The following is an 18,051-nucleotide window of genomic DNA, read 5'->3' on the forward strand; positions in this document are numbered from 1 at the left end:
GTATAATCAATAGGAATGTTAAAAGAAAAAGGAGCAAAACCAAATGAAACGTATTGCTGTTTTGACTAGCGGTGGAGACGCCCCTGGTATGAACGCTGCCATCCGTGCAGTAGTTCGTCAAGCAATCTCAGAAGGAATGGAAGTCTTTGGTATCTATGATGGATACGCAGGGATGGTTGCCGGTGAAATCTATCCACTTGATGCTGCTTCAGTTGGAGACATCATTTCACGTGGTGGTACTTTCCTTCACTCTGCTCGTTACCCTGAGTTTGCACAACTTGAAGGTCAACTTAAAGGGATTGAGCAGTTGAAAAAACACGGGATCGAAGGTGTCGTTGTTATCGGTGGTGACGGTTCTTATCACGGAGCTATGCGCTTGACTGAGCATGGATTCCCAGCTATCGGTCTGCCTGGCACAATTGATAATGACATCGTAGGTACTGATTTCACAATTGGATTTGATACTGCAGTTACTACTGCAATGGATGCGATTGATAAGATTCGTGATACATCATCAAGTCACCGTCGTACTTTCGTTGTAGAAGTAATGGGACGTAATGCTGGTGATATCGCACTTTGGGCAGGTATTGCTACTGGTGCCGATGAAATCATTATCCCTGAAGAAGGCTTCAACATGGAAGAAATCGTAGCTAGCATCAAAGCTGGTTATGAACACGGTAAGAAACACAACATCATTGTTTTGGCGGAAGGTGTTATGTCAGCAGCTGAATTTGGTCAAAAACTAAAAGAAGCTGGAGACACTAGTGACCTTCGTGTAACTGAACTTGGTCACATCCAACGTGGTGGTTCACCAACTGCGCGTGACCGCGTCTTGGCGTCACGCTTGGGAGCACATGCTGTTAAACTTCTCAAACAAGGAATCGGTGGTGTCGCTGTTGGTATCCGTAATGAAAAAATGGTTGAAAATCCAATTCTTGGTACAGCAGAAGAAGGAGCTTTGTTTAGCTTGACTGAAGATGGCAAGATTGTGGTGAACAACCCACACAAAGCTGATCTTGAACTCGCTAGCTTGAACAAGAGCTTGTCCTAATCAACTTTCATTAATTTGGTAACATGACCATAAAGGTCGAATTATATAAAGGAGTCACAAAATCATGAACAAACGTGTAAAAATCGTTGCAACTTTGGGTCCTGCGGTAGAAATCCGTGGTGGTAAAAAATTCGGTGAAGATGGATACTGGGGTGAAAAACTTGACGTTGAAGCTTCAGCTCAAAATATTGCGAAATTGATTGAAGCAGGAGCGAACACTTTCCGTTTCAACTTCTCACACGGTGACCACCAAGAACAAGGTGAGCGTATGGCAACTGTTAAACTTGCTGAAAAACTTGCAGGTAAGAAAGTTGGTTTCCTTCTTGATACAAAAGGACCAGAAATCCGTACTGAATTGTTTGAAGGTGACGCAAAAGAATACTCATACAAAACTGGTGAAAAAATCCGTGTTGCAACTAAACAAGGAATCAAATCAACTCGTGAAGTGATTGCTTTGAACGTTGCTGGTGCTCTTGACATCTACGATGATGTTGAGGTTGGTCGCCAAGTATTGGTTGACGATGGTAAACTTGGTCTTCGTGTTGTTGCAAAAGACGATGCAACTCGTGAATTTGAAGTTGAAGTTGAAAACGATGGAATTATCGCTAAACAAAAAGGTGTAAACATCCCTAACACTAAAATTCCTTTCCCAGCTCTTGCTGAACGTGACAACGATGATATCCGTTTCGGTTTGGAACAAGGTATCAACTTCATCGCGATCTCATTTGTACGTACTGCTAAAGACGTGAATGAAGTTCGTGCAATCTGTGAAGAAACTGGTAATGGTCACGTTCAATTGTTCGCTAAAATCGAAAACCAACAAGGTATCGACAACTTGGATGAAATCATTGAAGCTGCTGACGGTATCATGATTGCTCGTGGTGACATGGGTATCGAAGTACCATTCGAAATGGTTCCAGTTTACCAAAAAATGATCATCACTAAAGTGAACGCAGCTGGTAAAGTTGTTATCACAGCAACAAACATGCTTGAAACAATGACTGAAAAACCACGTGCCACTCGTTCAGAAGTATCAGACGTATTTAACGCTGTTATCGACGGTACTGACGCTACAATGCTTTCAGGTGAGTCTGCAAACGGTAAATACCCACTTGAGTCAGTAACAACAATGGCTACAATTGACAAGAACGCACAAACTCTTCTTAACGAATACGGACGTTTGAACTCAGATACATTCGAACGTAACTCTAAGACAGAAGTTATGGCTTCAGCTGTTAAAGATGCTACAAACTCAATGGATATCAAATTGGTTGTTACTTTGACTAAGACTGGTCACACTGCTCGTTTGATCTCTAAATACCGTCCAAATGCTGATATCTTGGCATTGACATTTGACGAATTGACAGAACGTGGATTGATGTTGAACTGGGGTGTTATCCCAATGTTGACAGAAGCACCTTCATCAACTGACGATATGTTCGAAATTGCTGAACGTAAAGCAGTTGAAGCTGGTCTTGTTGAGTCTGGTGACGATATCGTTATCGTTGCAGGTGTACCACTTGGAGAAGCTGTCCGTACAAACACAATGCGTATCCGTACAGTACGTTAATCTAAACTTTTAAAAGCCTATCATACCAAGCTTTTGTGCTTGTGTGATGGGTCTTTTTTCTATTTTAGAAGATAAAAAGAGAGTGATTTTTATTAAACAGAAATGGGAAAAATAGGAGAACTATGGTATAATAGAATGTAGAGACCTTTTTAGTAAATTTTGAAAGAGTATAACATGAGAAAAATTGTCATCAATGGTGGACATCCATTGCAAGGTGAGATCACCATTAGCGGTGCTAAGAATAGTGTTGTAGCATTAATCCCTGCTATTATACTGGCAGATGATGTTGTCACTTTGGATTGTGTCCCAGATATTTCAGACGTTGCTAGTCTTGTAGAAATTATGGAAATCATGGGAGCGAAAGTAAAACGCTACGATGATGTTTTGGAGATTGATCCGAGAGGTGTTCAAAACATTCCTATGCCTTATGGCAAGATCAATAGCCTTCGTGCTTCTTATTATTTCTATGGAAGTCTGTTAGGTCGCTTTGGTGAAGCTACAGTTGGACTTCCTGGTGGATGTGATCTGGGACCTCGTCCGATTGACCTTCACCTAAAAGCCTTTGAAGCCATGGGAGCCAAGGTAAGCTATGAGGGAGATAATATGAATTTATCTGCCCAAGGTAAGGGACTTCACGGCGCAAGTATTTACATGGATACCGTCAGTGTTGGTGCAACGATTAATACCATGATTGCGGCTGTTAAGGCTAAGGGACGGACTGTTATTGAAAATGCGGCTCGTGAACCAGAAATCATCGATGTGGCTACCCTTTTGAATAACATGGGGGCTCACATTCGTGGTGCTGGTACAGATCTTATCATTATTGATGGTGTCGAGAAACTTCATGGAACTCGTCATCAAGTAATACCAGATCGTATCGAAGCTGGAACCTATATATCACTTGCTGCAGCGGTTGGTAAAGGAATCCGTATTAACAACGTTCTCTATGAACACTTAGAAGGCTTTATCGCCAAACTAGAAGAAATGGGCGTTCGTATGACGGTCTCAGAAGACAGTATCTTCGTTGAAGAGCAGTCTGATTTGAAGGCCATCAATATCAAAACAGCTCCCTATCCAGGATTTGCAACCGATTTGCAACAACCAATCACACCACTTTTACTAACTGCTCAAGGTCGTGGTACTATTATTGATACCATTTACGAAAAACGTGTCAACCATGTCTTTGAGTTAGCAAAAATGGACGCGGATATTGCGACTACAAATGACCATATTTTCTACACTGGTGGGCGAATTCTACATGGTGCCAAGGTGAAAGCTACAGACTTGCGAGCTGGTGCTGCACTTGTGATTGCTGGACTGATGGCTCAAGGCCAGACTGAAATTACAAATATTGAGTTTATCCTTCGTGGCTACTCAGATATTATTGAAAAATTACGTAGTCTTGGAGCGGATATTACACTCGTTGAAGACTAAACCGTTGAGGTGATTATGAATATTTGGACCAAATTAGCAATGTTTTCTTTTTTTGAAACGGAGCGCTTGTATTTGCGTCCTTTCTTTTTTAGTGACAGTCAAGCGTTTTACGATATTGCTTCAAATCCGGAAAATCTGCAGTTTATTTTTCCCAGTCAAGCAAGTTTGGAAGAAAGTCAATACGCACTTGCTAACTATTTTATGAAGAATCCTCTAGGTGTTTGGGCAATTTGTCTCCAAGGAAATCAGGAAATGATTGGTTCCATCAAATTTGAAAAGATTGATGAAATCAAAAAAGAAGCAGAAATTGGTTATTTCTTAAAAAAGGATTCTTGGTCACAAGGTTTTATGACAGAAGTGGTTACCAAGCTATGTCAGCTTTCATTTGAAGAATTTGGTTTAAAACAATTATCCATCATCACTCATTTGGAGAATCAAGCTAGTCAAAAAGTAGCCTTAAAATCAGGCTTTAACCTAGTCCGACAGTTTAAGGGGAGCGATCGCTATACACGTAAAATGAGAGACTATCTTGAATTTCGATACATAAAAGGAGAATTCAATGAGTAAACACCAGGAAATTTTGTCCTATCTGGAAGAGTTACCAATTGGGAAGAGAGTTAGCGTTCGCAGTATTTCCAATCACCTAGGTGTTAGTGACGGAACAGCCTACCGAGCTATCAAAGAAGCTGAAAATCGTGGCATCGTTGAAACTCGGCCACGTAGTGGAACCATACGAGTCAAGTCCCAGAAAGTGGCTATTGAGCGGCTAACTTATGCTGAAATTGCTGAAGTAACTTCCTCCGAAGTTTTGGCTGGTCAGGAAGGGCTTGAGAGAGAGTTTAGCAAATTCTCCATTGGGGCTATGACGGAGCAGAATATCTTGTCCTATCTGAATGATGGTGGTTTGTTAATCGTCGGAGACCGTACTCGTATTCAACTTCTAGCTTTGGAAAATGAAAATGCGGTTCTCGTGACGGGTGGTTTTCATGTGCACGAGGATGTACTAGCTCTTGCCAATAAAAAGGGTATTCCTGTCCTGAGAAGTAAGCATGATACTTTTACAGTAGCGACCATGATCAACAGAGCTCTCTCAAATGTTCAAATCAAAACCGATATTCTGACAGTTGAAAAGCTCTATCGTCCTAGCCATGAGTATGGTTTTTTGAGAGAAACAGACACAGTGAAAGATTATCTAGACTTGGTACGCAAGAATCGAAGTAGTCGTTTCCCAGTCATCAATCAGCACCAAGTGGTTGTGGGAGTTGTTACCATGCGTGATGCAGGGGACAAATCCCCTAGCACGACGATTGATAAGGTGATGACGCGCAGCATTTTCGTGACAGGATTAGCGACCAATATTGCCAATGTCAGTCAACGGATGATAGCAGAAGACTTTGAGATGGTTCCGGTAGTGAGAAGCAATCAAACTTTGCTCGGAGTTGTAACGAGACGAGATGTCATGGATAAGATGAGCCGCTCTCAAGTTTCGGCTTTGCCGACTTTTTCAGAGCAAATTGGTCAGAAGTTGTCTTATCATCACGACGAAGTTGTGATTACAGTTGAGCCCTTTATGCTTGAGAAAAACGGGGTTTTGGCAAATGGTGTTCTTGCTGAAATTTTAACTCACATGACACAGGATTTGGTGGCAAATAGCAGACGCAATCTCATCATCGAGCAGATGCTAATTTACTTCCTGCAGGCTGTTCAGATAGATGATACTTTGCGGATTCAGGCACGCATTATTCACCACACGAGACGCTCAGCCATTATTGATTATGATATTTATCATGGTCATCAAATTGTATCAAAAGCAAATGTTACAGTTAAAATCAATTAGAATCTAGGAGAAAAAATGATAACTTTAAAATCAGCACGTGAAATCGAAGCCATGGACAAGGCTGGTGATTTCCTAGCTAGTATCCATATCGGCTTACGTGATTTGATTAAGCCAGGCGTGGATATGTGGGAAGTAGAAGAGTATGTTCGTCGTCGTTGTAAAGAGGAGAATTTCCTTCCTCTACAGATTGGCGTGGATGGCGCAGTCATGGATTATCCCTATGCCACTTGTTGCTCTCTCAACGACGAAGTTGCTCATGCTTTTCCACGTCATTACATCTTGAAAGATGGAGACTTGCTCAAGGTTGATATGGTTCTAGGTGGGCCGATTGCCAAATCAGATCTCAATGTGTCAAAACTCAACTTCAACAATGTCGAGCAAATGAAAAAACACACCCAAAGTTATACTGGTGGTTTAGCTGACTCATGTTGGGCTTATGCGGTTGGTACACCGTCTGAAGAAGTGAAAAACCTGATGGACGTGACCAAGGAAGCTATGTATAAAGGGATTGAGCAAGCAGTTGTCGGCAATCGCATCGGTGATATCGGTGCAGCAATTCAGGAATATGCTGAAAGTCGCGGTTATGGTGTCGTTCGTGATTTGGTTGGTCATGGTGTTGGTCCAACTATGCATGAAGAGCCAATGGTTCCTAACTACGGTATAGCAGGTCGTGGACTCCGTCTCCGTGAAGGAATGGTACTAACCATTGAACCCATGATCAATACTGGTGACTGGGAAATTGATACAGATATGAAGACTGGCTGGGCTCATAAGACCATTGATGGTGGTCTATCGTGCCAATATGAACACCAGTTCGTGATTACCAAAGATGGACCTGTTATCTTGACCAGTCAAGGTGAAGAAGGAACGTATTAAAATGGGCTCTTTGTCAACTGTAGTGGGTTGAAGTCAGCTAAGATCGAGAAAGGACAAATTTCGTCCTTTCTTTTTTGATGTTGAGAGCGATGAAAATCCTTTTTTTGAAGTTTTCAAAGTTCCGAAAACCAAAGGCATTTCGTTTGATAAGTTTGCTGAAATTATTAGTAGCTTTTCATTATAGATCTTATGGGACTTTTTTGTACAAGGTTTCTAAATAAACTGATTAAATTCCTATTTTTCCCTATCATTGTCCCTGTTTTTTCTTAGAGTTGGGAATTATAATAGACTTATCAAATCAAAGAATGGAGGAAGGCAATGGACAATGTAATCTTTTTTATCAGTGTTTTTCTTGCTGGAATTCTTTCCTTCTTTTCTCCTTGCATCTTACCCTTGTTGCCAGTCTATGCAGGGGTCTTGTTGGATGATAAGAATGATGCTCAGGCTTCCAGCGGAAAATTTTCAATCTCAGTTGTTAGTTTATTGCGAACTTTGGCCTTTATAGCGGGGATTTCTTTTATCTTTATCTTACTGGGTTATGGAGCTGGTTTTTTAGGCAATTTGCTGTATGCTTCTTGGTTTCAGTATGTGACGGGTGCGGTTATCATTCTCTTGGGCTTGCACCAGATGGAAGTCTTACATTTCCAAGGACTTTACAAGGAAAGAAGGCTACAATTAAAGAGACAGGGGCAAAAGGGTAACGGCTATAGTCAGGCATTTTTACTGGGGTTAACCTTTAGTTTTGCTTGGACGCCATGTGTGGGGCCAGTTCTGGGCTCTGTTTTGGCCTTAGCGGCTTCAGGTGGCTCAGGTGCTTGGCAGGGAGCTGGTCTCATGTTGGTTTACACGCTGGGTTTGGCGCTACCATTTTTAGTTCTAGCTCTCGCCTCCAGCTATGTTTTGAAACATTTCCGAAAACTGCATCCTTACCTCGGAATCCTCAAAAAAGTGGGTGGTTTCCTCATTATCGTGATGGGAATCTTGGTGCTTTTGGGAAATGCTTCCATTTTGACTACATTATTTGAATAGAGAGGAAAAAGAAATGAAAAAATGGCAAACATGTCTCCTTGGAGTAGGCTCAATTTGTTGCTTGGCAGCCTGTTCGGCTAAAAACATGGCAGACGAGTCTACTATGAAGGAGCAATCCAAAACAGAACAAGTTAGTTCACAAACTGCGACTAAAGGTCAGGAAGTCGCTGATTTTGAACTGACAGGTGTAGATGGCAAGACCTATCGTTTGTCTGATTACAAGGGCAAGAAAGTCTATCTCAAATTCTGGGCTTCTTGGTGTTCCATCTGTCTAGCCAGCCTTCCAGATACGGATGAAATTGCTAAGGATGCTGGTGATGACTATGTAGTTTTGACAGTGGTCTCTCCTGGACACAAAGGTGAACAAGCAGAAGCGGACTTTAAGAATTGGTACAAGGGATTGGATTATAAAAATTTTCCAGTTCTAATTGATCCATCAGGCAAACTTTTGGAAAGTTATGGTGTCCGTTCTTACCCGACTCAAGCCTTTATAGACAAGGAAGGCAAGATGGTCAAAACACAACCAGGTTTTATGGATAAGGATATGATTTTAAAAGAATTGAAAGAAATGGGGTAGAGAAAGGCTATGAATGATAAAGTAAAACTTTTTGTCTTGGCAGGGATCATTCTCCTAGCCATAACCGGTTTCTATTTCCTATTGATGCGAAATGCAGGGCAGACAGATAGCTCGCAAATTGAGAAAGCATCCGTTAGCCAAGGAGGAAAAACAGTGAAAAAAACAGAAGTGAGTAAAGACGCAGACTTGCACGAAATTTATCTAGCTGGGGGATGTTTCTGGGGAGTGGAGGAATACTTCTCACGCGTGCCTGGAGTAACCGATGCCGTTTCAGGCTATGCAAATGGTAGAGGGGAAACAACCAAGTACGAATTGATTAACCAAACAGGTCATGCGGAAACCGTCCATGTCACTTATGATGCTAATCAAATTTCCCTCAAGGAAATCCTGCTTCATTACTTCCGCATTATCAATCCAACCAGCAAAAATAAACAAGGAAATGATGTGGGGACCCAGTATCGTACTGGCGTTTATTACACAGATGACAAGGATTTGGAAGTAATCAACCAAGTCTTTGATGAGGTGGCTAAGAAATACGATCAACCTCTGGCAGTTGAAAAGGAAAACTTGAAGAATTTTGTGGTGGCTGAGGATTACCACCAAGACTATCTCAAGAAAAATCCAAATGGCTACTGTCATATCAATGTCAATCAGGCAGCCTATCCTGTCATCGATGCCAGCAAATATCCTAAACCAAGCGATGAAGAATTGAAAAAGACCTTGTCACCTGAGGAGTATGCAGTTACCCAGAAAAATCAAACAGAACGAGCTTTTTCAAACCGCTATTGGGATAAATTTGAATCCGGTATCTATGTAGATGTCGCTACTGGCGAACCTCTCTTTTCATCAAAGGACAAGTTTGAGTCTGGTTGTGGCTGGCCTAGTTTTACCCAACCCATCAGCCCAGATGTTGCCACCTACAAGGAAGATAAGTCCTACAATATGACACGCATGGAAGTAAGAAGCCGAGTTGGAGATTCTCACCTTGGCCATGTCTTTACAGATGGACCTCAGGACAAGGGTGGCTTGCGCTACTGTATCAATAGTCTTTCCATTCGTTTTATTCCCAAAGACCAAATGGCAGAAAAAGGCTACGCTTATTTACTAGACTATGTTGATTAAGAAGTCTTTCCTAAGCAGTTAGAGGAGAATTTTGCTATACTGATACTAGTAAGTGACAAAGGAGCAGGGCATGACCTACACAATCTTAATCGTAGAGGATGAATATCTGGTTAGACAAGGCTTGACCAAGCTGGTCAATGTAGCAGCTTACGATATGGAAATCATCGGTCAGGCTGAAAATGGAAGACAGGCTTGGGAATTGATTCAAAAGCAGGTGCCGGATATCATTTTAACCGATATCAATATGCCTCAGCTAAATGGCATCCAGTTGGCCAGTATGGTCCGGGAAACCTATCCACAAGTTCATTTGGTCTTTTTAACGGGTTACGATGATTTTGATTATGCTTTGTCTGCTGTCAAACTAGGTGTCGATGACTATCTACTCAAACCATTTTCTCGTCAGGATATTGAGGAAATGTTAGGGAAAATCAAGCAAAAACTAGACAAGGAAGAAAAAGAAGAGCAGTTACAAGATTTATTAACTGATAAGTTTGAAGGAAATATGGCTCAGAAAATCCAGTCCCGTCTAGCTGACAGTCAGTTTAGTTTGAAGTCTTTGGCCAGTGACTTGGGCTTTAGTCCGACTTATCTGAGCTCCTTGATTAAGAAAGAGTTGGGCCTACCTTTTCAGGATTATTTGGTGCGAGAACGTGTCAAACAAGCCAAGCTTTTGCTCTTGACAACGGATTTAAAGATTTATGAGATTGCAGAGAAGGTTGGTTTTGAAGATATGAACTACTTTACCCAACGCTTTAAACAGATTGCAGGTGTGACACCTCGTCAGTTTAAGAAGGGGGAAGGTCGATGAAGCGTTCTTCTCTCCTAGTTAGAATGGTTATTTCCATCTTTCTAGTATTTCTCATTCTCCTGGCTGTGGTTGGGACTTTCTACTATCAATCTAGTTCATCAGCTATTGAGGCTACTATCGAGGGCAATAGCCAAACGACCATTAGCCAAACTAGCCACTTTATTCAGTCTTATATCAAGAAATTAGAAACCACCTCTACCAGTTTGACCCAGCAGAAGGATGTGTTGGCCTATGCTGAGAATCCTAACCAAGTCCAAGCCAAGGGAATCAGAGATCTGTTTTTGACCATCTTAAAGGCTGACCAGGACTTGAAAACGGTGGTTTTGGTAACCAAGTCTGGTCAGGTCATTTCCACTGATGACAGTGTGCAGATGAAAACTTCCTCAGATATGATGGCTGAGGATTGGTACCAAAAGGCCATTCATCAGGGAGCTAAGCCAGTTTTGACCCCAGCTCGTAAATCGGATAGTCAGTGGGTTATTTCTGTCACTCAGGAACTTGTTGATGCAAAGGGAGCAAATCTTGGTGTGCTTCGATTAGATATTTCCTACGAAACTCTGGAAGCCTATCTCAACCAACTCCAGTTGGGCCAGCAGGGCTTTGCCTTTATCATCAATGAAAATCATGAATTTGTCTACCATCCTAAACGTACTGTCTATAGCTCAGCGAGTGAAATGGAGGCTATGAAACCCTACATTGAGACGGGGCAGGGCTATACGCTGGATTACCAATCCTACGTCAGTCAGGAAAAGATTGCAGGAACTGATTGGACGGTTATAGGCGTGTCTTCGTTGGAGAAGTTAGACCAGGTTCGGAGTCAACTCATGTGGACCTTGCTTGGTGCTAGTGCCTTATCTCTTCTTGCCTGTCTCTGCTTGGTGTGGTTCAGTCTCAAACGCTGGATTGCCCCTTTGAAGGACCTAAGAGAAACCATGCTGGAAATTGCTTCTGGTACACAAAATCTTCGTGCCAAAGAAGCTGGTGCCTATGAACTGAGAGAAGTGACTCGCCAGTTCAATGCCATGCTGGATCAGATTGATCAGTTGATGGCAGATGTGCGCAGGCAGGAAGAAGCAACCCGGCAGTATGAACTTCAAGCACTGTCGAGCCAGATTAACCCCCATTTCCTCTATAATACTTTGGACACTATCATCTGGATGGCTGAGTTTCAGGATAGTCAGCGAGTGGTTCAGGTGACCAAGTCCTTGGCAACCTATTTCCGCTTGGCGCTTAATCAAGGAAAGGATTTGATTTCTCTTTCTGATGAAATCAATCATGTCCGCCAGTACCTCTTTATCCAGAAACAACGCTATGGTGATAAGCTGGAGTATGAGATTGATGAAGAACCTGCTTTTGGTAACCTAGTCTTACCCAAGTTGGTGTTGCAACCTCTTGTAGAAAATGCTCTTTACCATGGTATTAAGGAGAAGGAAGGTCAGGGCCATATTAAAGTTTCTGTTCAGAAAAAGAATACAGGGCTTGTCATCCGCATTGAGGATGATGGTGTTGGCTTCCAAAATCCTGGTGATAGCAGTCAAAGTCAGCTCAAACGTGGGGGAGTTGGTCTACAAAATGTCGACCAACGACTCAAACTTCATTTTGGAGACAATTACCAGATGAAGATCAATTCTGCACCCGAAAAAGGGACGACAGTTGAAATATACATCAATAAAATTGAAACTAGTTAACTCCCAGTTCACTCTGGGAGTTTTACTTTTAAAAATCAGAATGATTAGTTGGCCTTGATAAAATCAGTAAAAAAAGATATGATAGATAGTGACAAAAGAGGTATCAAGTATGAAGGAAAAAGACATTCAAAGAGCAACAAGCCAGATTGTTGAAGATGTTTTGGAGAAGGCTGGATTGTGTGAAGGAAGCCTCTTTGTCCTAGGTCTATCCTCTAGCGAAGTTTTAGGTGGCCATATTGGCAAGGAATCCAGCCAAGAAATTGGGGAAATCATTGTGAAGACCATCCTAGATATCCTAGAAGAAAAAGGAATTCATCTAGCTGTTCAAGGTTGTGAGCATGTCAATCGTGCCCTCGTTGTTGAACGCCAGGTGGCAGAGCAGTTTGGTCTGGAAATCGTCAGTGTACTACCTACTCTTCATGCGGGAGGTTCGGGTCAGTTGGCGGCCTTCAAGTTTATGCAGGACCCTGTTGAAGTGGAGTTCATTAAGGCTCATGCTGGATTGGATATCGGAGATACCGCAATTGGCATGCATGTCAAGCATGTGCAGGTTCCGATTCGACCGGTACTACGTGAGATTGGGCACGCCCATGTAACGGCTTTAGCTAGCCGTCCAAAACTCATCGGTGGTGCGCGTGCACAGTATCCTGAAGACTTCATAAGAAAGTCATAAGTGGGCTGAAAGTTATCGTAAGTTAGAGATATTTCAAGTATGTAGAGGTATAAGGTTGGAAAATTGTGTTTATATCATTTCAGGTCCTCCAGGCGTTGGAAAGAGCACCGTCAGCAAAGAGTTGGCCTATTCTTTTGACAAAAGTGCAGTGATAGAGGGCGACATTATTTACTTAATGATTAAAGGAGGTCTCGTAGCTCCTTGGGAGGATGATGGATTTTACATGGATTTGTTCTGGGATAATATTATCAGTCTGACCAATAATTTCTTGGATCGTGGCATTACTGTCGTGATAGAGTATGTCATATTTGAAGAGCAACTGAAGAAAATTGCCACCTTCTTAAAAGAAAAACGGATTAAGCTAAAATATTGTGTCCTAATGGCTCAAGAAGAAACCTTGAAAGATAGAGATTCTTCTCGAAAAGAAATTGAGAGAACAGGCGATTTATCAATCCAAGCAAGAAGTGAGTTCCTAGCTAAAAATAGTGAGAAACATCATTTTCTGTACACGGATGATTTAGATGTCAAGGAAACGGTAAACATCATTAAAACTTCAAATCAATTTTTAATTTCTGAACAGTAAAAGACAGAGAGAGTAAGGGTATAGAAACCAAGACTCTCTCTGTTTTTGTTGTTGAATGTTTGTGCGAAGTGATCTAAAAAAGACCATCTTTTACTAGAATAACTAGTGCCATCTAATAGAGAATTGCCAAAAGTAGAAAAAAGCAACTTAGAGAAGATTTTTCGTTATAGAAATCAGTAAACAAAGCTGGATTTAGCTGTTCTAGGTCTGCCTTTTTGTGCTATACTTAAGATATGCATAGAAAAACAGTGATTGATTTTAGGGCTTTGGGTGAGAGATACACCTTTACCCAGTCCATCAGAGAGTTAAAAACGAGAGATTTATCAGAAGTGGCAGACTTGCTGGCACAAGTGGAAAGCTACCAAGAGCATGGAACGGATACCGTAGAAACATTGGATGAGAGGGATTTTAACCAGCATAACAGGGTCTAAACTAGGACGACCTTTATCTTCAGAATAAGTATCTGCGACTAAGTCATAGATGAAGGAAAAATCGACCACTTGCTCAACCTGATGAAGAAAATGGGCTTGCGGAACGAGTTCATCTAGCGTGTAAAAACCAACTTGATTGCGGTTATATTCGAGATTTTCTTTGTGAAACATAGGGAACACCTCACAACTTTTCTTACCTCTATTATACGACTTTACACAAAGAAAAGCCCTTAGAAATTTGTAGTCTAAGGACTTTGTCTTCAATCTGAAAGGAGCTCAGCTCCTTTTTTTGTGTCAAATTTAGTCAAAATAAATAAGCGTAGCAGACTTCTTACAAATTTTTTCTTTTGTAGTAAAATAAGATTAGAATTTTGTGAAAGTAGGTAATTCGTTGGAGTCGATTATATTTCTAGTATCCGTTTTTTTAGCAGGAATCCTGTCCTTCTTTTCACCTTGCATCTTCCCTTTGCTACCTGTCTATGCTGGTATTCTGCTAGATGATCAGGGAAATTCGAAAAGCTTTCGCTTTTTTGGAAGAGACGTTGCATGGTCAGGTTTAATTCGGACCTTGTGCTTTATTGCTGGAATTTCCTTCATTTTCTTTATTTTAGGATTTGGAGCTGGATTCCTAGGGCACATGCTCTATGCTGACTGGTTTCGTTATGCTATGGGGACGGTCATTATCCTTTTGGGGCTTCACCAGATGGAAATCTTGCATTTTAATAGACTGGAAGTTCAAAAGACAGTCACCTTCAAACAATCAAAGTCTAATCATTATCTGTCAGCCTTTTTGCTTGGGATAACCTTTAGTTTTGGTTGGACCCCTTGTATCGGACCAGTTTTGAGTTCGGTCTTGGCTCTTGCAGCTTCAGGAGGGAATGGTGCTTGGCAAGGAGCTATACTAACATTAGTTTACACATTGGGAATGGCCCTTCCTTTCCTTGTTCTGGCCTTGGCTTCGGGATGGATCATGCCCTATTTTAGCAAATTAAAACCCCATATGATCCTACTAAAGAAAATCGGGGGAGCCTTGATTATTTTGATGGGATTATTATTAATGCTCGGGCAGTTAAATGCCTTGTCAGGAATTCTTGGATAAAAGGAGAAAAAGATGAAAAAAGTTATTTTTGCTGGATTGAGCCTCATGTCTTTATTTTTGTTGATTGCCTGTGGTGAAAAAGAAACCAAACAAACGGAAAGTCCTAAACAGTCTACTGTACAGCAAATCGCAGTCGGTAAGGATGCGCCAGACTTCACCTTGCAGTCTATGGATGGCAAAGAAGTCAAGTTATCAGACTATAAAGGGAAAAAGGTCTATTTGAAATTTTGGGCTTCTTGGTGTGGACCATGTAAAAAAAGCATGCCTGAGCTGATGGAATTAGCTACCAAACAAGATCGAGACTTTGAAATCTTGAGTGTCATTGCACCAGGTCTCCAAGGTGAAAAAACAGTTCAAGACTTTCCAAAATGGTACCAAGAACAAGGCTACAAGGATATTCCAGTTCTATATGATACCAAGGCAACTACCTTCCAAGCCTACCAAATTCGTAGTATTCCAACGGAATACTTGATTGACAGCCAAGGAAAAATCGGAAAAATCCAATTTGGTGCTATTAGCAATGCAGATGCGGAAGCAGCTTTTAAAGAGATGAAATAGAAAAATCGCGAAAACTCGCGATTTTTTTATAGTTTTTCATTGATAAAGCGGATAAATTGATTCCACCAAACTTTCAAAAAGAAGGCTTTTTCTACTTTCTTTTCAGAAACCATTTCAAAAGATGGTTTGTCAGAAGTGAGATAGCCTTGTCCGACCAAATCCTGGTCATCATAGGTTAGAGTACCAATAACCTTGCCTTCTTCCAATGGAGCCATTTCTGATGTTGATTTTGGTGTGAATTGGAGAGATGGTGTGGTACTGCTTCCAATGCGTTGGATGATAGAAATGTCTGACTTAGCAACGGCTGCAACGCTTTCTTCTTTCCCGTCAAGAACTGTCACTTTACTATCGTTGTATGCTTCACCTTTCTGGACGACAGTTTTTAAGGCAAAGTTTGCAGAAATATAATCTAAAAGTGCAGAAGTAGCAGTAAAACGTGCATAAGGGTTGGTATCTTGTTGATCTGCATTCAAAACAACCGTAATAATACGCATCCCTTTCTCAACAGTTGTTCCAACGAAAGAAGCTCCCGCCTTATCTGTTGTACCAGTTTTGAGCCCATCAACTCCACCACGATAGGCAGGCATTCCCTCCAACATATAGTTGGTTGAGTGGATTTCAAGTCCTGCAAAGGTAGAAGTTGGTTTTTTGGTGATTTCCAAAACTTGGGGATAATCTCGTATGAGGTTACGAGCGACGATTGCAACGTCGTAGGCACTCAACTTGTTTTCATCGTCTTTTTTAGAACCAGGATAGATATTATCGCCAAGGGTCTCATTATTTAAACCAGTAGTGTTTACAATAGTTGCATCTTGAATTCCCCATTCAAGAAGTTTAGCCCTCATTTTGTCTACAAAGTCTTTCTCAGAACCAGCAATCTTTTCTGCTAGTGCAATCGCAGCGCTGTTCGCGCTGGATACCATTGTAGCCTCTAATAGCTGTTCAACAGTATAATTTCGAGCTTCCATAGGGACGTTACTCGCCTCAGAATTAGTTGTAAGTTTGTAAGGATAGTCCGAAATATCAACAGGTGTTGACAGGCTGATAGTTCCTTGTTCCAGAGCTTCATAGACCAAATAAACTGTAACCAGTTTTGTAATAGAGGCAATTTCTACAGGCTGATTTGCATCTTTCTCATAGAGGATTTTTCCAGTTGTAGCCTCGACAGCAATGGCATGTTTAGCAGCAACATCAAACTCCTGAGCAGAAACAGTAGAAGCTGTTCCAAAAACAAAAAGTGTCATAAAAGATAGAATTATTTTTTTCATATTAGCTTTATTTTATCATAAAGAAAAAAAATATTCTCGCTTTTTTACTAAAGCCATCTTATCTTTTTCAGAAATATGGTAAAATAGAGAGAAGGAGGATACCTATGTTCCGTAGAAACAAATTATTTTTTTGGACAGCTGAAATTTTATTATTAACACTGATTTTCTATCTTTGGAGAGAAATGGGAGCCATCATTACGCCCTTTGTTACGGTTGTGAATACCATCATGATTCCATTTTTGCTTGGTGGATTTTTTTACTACATTACAAATCCAATCGTTACTTTTTTAGAAAAGAGATGTAAAATCAATCGTCTAATTGGTGTCTTGGTCACTCTTTGTGCCTTAATTGGTGCTATCGTTGTGGGGGTCGTTTATCTCTTGCCGATTTTGATTAATCAGTTGACCAGCTTGATTATTTCTAGTCAAAACATCTATAGTAGACTACAAGATTTGATCATCGATTTGTCCAAGAATCCTGTCTTCCAAAATATTGATATTCAACAAACTATTCAACAACTGAATCTCTCCTATGTGGATATCCTCCAGAATATCCTGAATAGCGTCAGCAACAGTTTAGGAAGCATTCTTTCAGCCTTGTTTAGTACGGTGCTGATTCTCATTATGACCCCTGTATTCTTGATTTATTTCTTGTTGGATGGTCATAAGTTGCTACCAATGTTGGAACGTACTGTCTTAAAGCATGACAAATTGAATCTTTCTAGCCTTTTAACCAATCTCAATACAACTATAGCCCGTTATATCAGTGGAATTGCGATTGATGCGGTTATTATTGGATTTTTAGCCTATATTGGCTATAGCGTTATCGGATTAAAGTACGCCCTAGTTTTTGCTATTTTCTCTGGAATCGCAAATTTGATTCCTTATGTTGGTCCAAGTATTGGCTTAATTCCAATGGTGATTGCCAACGTCTTTACTGATCCGCACAGAGTACTTATAGCTGTAATTTATATGCTGATTATTCAACAAATTGATGGAAATATCCTTTATCCTCGTATCGTTGGAGGGGTCATGAAGGTTCATCCAATCACCATTTTGGTTCTTCTCTTACTTTCTAGCAATATTTCTGGTGTAATCGGAATGATTGTGGCAGTGCCAACCTATTCTATCCTAAAAGAAATTACGAAGTTCTTGGTGAAATTATATGAAAATCATAAAGAAGCTAAAGAAAAAGAACTGGAAAAATCAGAATCAATCTAAAAATCAGGAAGACCTGATTTTTTTGATAAAAAGACTTGAGGTTAGACTGGTCAAAAGTGTTTTAAATGATTCCGTTGGAGAAGGAAAAGAATTTGAAATTATGAGATTTAGAATAATTCACAAAATGTGTGTAAAACACTTGCAATTTAGCTGAAATTTGATAAAATAGTAAGGAAAGTTAGACTGTATTGCCTACTGTCTATCTATAAAATATATTTTATTGGAGG

General features: G+C 40.7%; 17 protein-coding genes and 2 pseudogenes. 16 read left to right on the forward strand and 3 right to left on the reverse strand.

Annotation, left to right across the window (positions count from 1 at the left end; all coding sequences use genetic code 11):
* Positions 1–43 precede the first annotated feature (43 nt).
* The 6 genes from pfkA to B7705_RS03660 all read left to right on the forward strand — a co-directional run bounded on the left by pfkA (position 44) and on the right by B7705_RS03660 (position 6,768).
* On the forward strand, positions 44–1,051 hold the full coding sequence (gene pfkA, locus B7705_RS03635) for a 6-phosphofructokinase (protein ID WP_000820884.1): 1,008 nt from the start codon (positions 44–46) through the stop codon (positions 1,049–1,051).
* A gap of 64 nt (positions 1,052–1,115) precedes the next feature.
* On the forward strand, positions 1,116–2,621 hold the full coding sequence (gene pyk / locus B7705_RS03640; protein WP_001042830.1) for a pyruvate kinase: 1,506 nt from the start codon (positions 1,116–1,118) through the stop codon (positions 2,619–2,621).
* A gap of 174 nt (positions 2,622–2,795) precedes the next feature.
* The gene (locus B7705_RS03645; RefSeq protein WP_001227076.1) at positions 2,796–4,055 is read left to right on the forward strand and encodes a UDP-N-acetylglucosamine 1-carboxyvinyltransferase; all 1,260 of its coding nucleotides are present in this window, start codon (positions 2,796–2,798) and stop codon (positions 4,053–4,055) included.
* 15 nt (positions 4,056–4,070) lie between these two features.
* Positions 4,071–4,622: a GNAT family N-acetyltransferase gene (locus B7705_RS03650; RefSeq protein ID WP_001028750.1), complete on the forward strand. Its 552-nt coding sequence runs from the start codon at positions 4,071–4,073 to the stop codon at positions 4,620–4,622.
* Entirely contained in the window at positions 4,615–5,892 is a 1,278-nt protein-coding gene (spxR, locus tag B7705_RS03655) for a CBS-HotDog domain-containing transcription factor SpxR (RefSeq protein WP_084947851.1), read from the forward strand. The genes B7705_RS03650 and spxR overlap by 8 nt, the downstream gene beginning before the upstream one ends.
* 15 nt (positions 5,893–5,907) lie before the next feature.
* The gene (locus tag B7705_RS03660; RefSeq protein ID WP_084947854.1) at positions 5,908–6,768 is read left to right on the forward strand and encodes a methionyl aminopeptidase; all 861 of its coding nucleotides are present in this window, start codon (positions 5,908–5,910) and stop codon (positions 6,766–6,768) included.
* A gap of 37 nt (positions 6,769–6,805) precedes the next feature.
* Here the strand turns inward: B7705_RS03660 and B7705_RS09635 are convergent.
* Positions 6,806–6,943: pseudogene (locus B7705_RS09635) on the reverse strand (transposase); the annotation flags it as partial.
* Positions 6,944–7,086: 143 nt separating this feature from the next.
* Here B7705_RS09635 and ccdA2 (B7705_RS03665) point away from each other — a divergent pair.
* The 7 genes from ccdA2 (B7705_RS03665) to B7705_RS03695 all read left to right on the forward strand — a co-directional run bounded on the left by ccdA2 (B7705_RS03665) (position 7,087) and on the right by B7705_RS03695 (position 13,248).
* A complete protein-coding gene (ccdA2, locus tag B7705_RS03665) occupies positions 7,087–7,797 on the forward strand; it encodes a thiol-disulfide oxidoreductase-associated membrane protein CcdA2 (RefSeq protein WP_070837330.1) in 711 nt (236 codons plus the stop codon).
* Positions 7,798–7,810: 13 nt separating this feature from the next.
* Positions 7,811–8,374: a redoxin family protein gene (locus tag B7705_RS03670; RefSeq protein WP_070837332.1), complete on the forward strand. Its 564-nt coding sequence runs from the start codon at positions 7,811–7,813 to the stop codon at positions 8,372–8,374.
* Positions 8,375–8,383: 9 nt separating this feature from the next.
* Positions 8,384–9,496, forward strand: coding sequence for a peptide-methionine (R)-S-oxide reductase MsrB (msrB, locus tag B7705_RS03675; RefSeq protein ID WP_084947858.1), 1,113 nt, complete (start codon positions 8,384–8,386; stop codon positions 9,494–9,496).
* A 70-nt stretch (positions 9,497–9,566) separates the two neighbouring features.
* The gene (locus B7705_RS03680) at positions 9,567–10,304 is read left to right on the forward strand and encodes a response regulator transcription factor (RefSeq protein ID WP_084947861.1); all 738 of its coding nucleotides are present in this window, start codon (positions 9,567–9,569) and stop codon (positions 10,302–10,304) included.
* Complete coding sequence (locus B7705_RS03685) at positions 10,301–11,992, forward strand: cache domain-containing sensor histidine kinase (RefSeq protein WP_084947864.1); 1,692 nt, start codon at positions 10,301–10,303, stop codon at positions 11,990–11,992. Before B7705_RS03680 ends, B7705_RS03685 begins: the two co-directional genes overlap by 4 nt.
* A 109-nt stretch (positions 11,993–12,101) precedes the next feature.
* Entirely contained in the window at positions 12,102–12,665 is a 564-nt protein-coding gene (locus tag B7705_RS03690) for a TIGR01440 family protein (protein WP_162284870.1), read from the forward strand.
* Between the two features lie 55 nt (positions 12,666–12,720).
* Complete coding sequence (locus tag B7705_RS03695; RefSeq protein WP_084947869.1) at positions 12,721–13,248, forward strand: AAA family ATPase; 528 nt, start codon at positions 12,721–12,723, stop codon at positions 13,246–13,248.
* A gap of 368 nt (positions 13,249–13,616) precedes the next feature.
* Here B7705_RS03695 and B7705_RS03705 read toward each other — a convergent pair.
* A pseudogene (locus B7705_RS03705) lies at positions 13,617–13,850 on the reverse strand (IS5/IS1182 family transposase); the annotation flags it as partial.
* A gap of 220 nt (positions 13,851–14,070) precedes the next feature.
* Here B7705_RS03705 and ccdA2 (B7705_RS03710) point away from each other — a divergent pair.
* The gene (gene ccdA2 / locus B7705_RS03710; RefSeq protein ID WP_084947876.1) at positions 14,071–14,778 is read left to right on the forward strand and encodes a thiol-disulfide oxidoreductase-associated membrane protein CcdA2; all 708 of its coding nucleotides are present in this window, start codon (positions 14,071–14,073) and stop codon (positions 14,776–14,778) included.
* A 12-nt stretch (positions 14,779–14,790) separates the two neighbouring features.
* The gene (gene sdbB / locus B7705_RS03715; protein WP_084947878.1) at positions 14,791–15,336 is read left to right on the forward strand and encodes a thiol-disulfide oxidoreductase-associated lipoprotein SdbB; all 546 of its coding nucleotides are present in this window, start codon (positions 14,791–14,793) and stop codon (positions 15,334–15,336) included.
* Between the two features lie 26 nt (positions 15,337–15,362).
* Here sdbB and pbp3 read toward each other — a convergent pair whose 3' ends face one another.
* Positions 15,363–16,604 (reverse strand): D-alanyl-D-alanine carboxypeptidase PBP3, encoded by a 1,242-nt coding sequence (gene pbp3 / locus B7705_RS03720; RefSeq protein WP_084947879.1) that lies wholly within the window; start codon positions 16,602–16,604, stop codon positions 15,363–15,365.
* A 104-nt stretch (positions 16,605–16,708) separates the two neighbouring features.
* Here pbp3 and B7705_RS03725 point away from each other — a divergent pair, with 104 nt between their 5' ends.
* Complete coding sequence (locus tag B7705_RS03725; RefSeq protein WP_084947881.1) at positions 16,709–17,824, forward strand: AI-2E family transporter; 1,116 nt, start codon at positions 16,709–16,711, stop codon at positions 17,822–17,824.
* The last annotated feature ends 227 nt before the right edge of the window (positions 17,825–18,051 follow it).

This window comes from Streptococcus oralis subsp. dentisani (assembly GCF_002096685.1).
GTDB classification, from domain to species: Bacteria; Bacillota; Bacilli; order Lactobacillales; family Streptococcaceae; genus Streptococcus; species Streptococcus oralis_AD.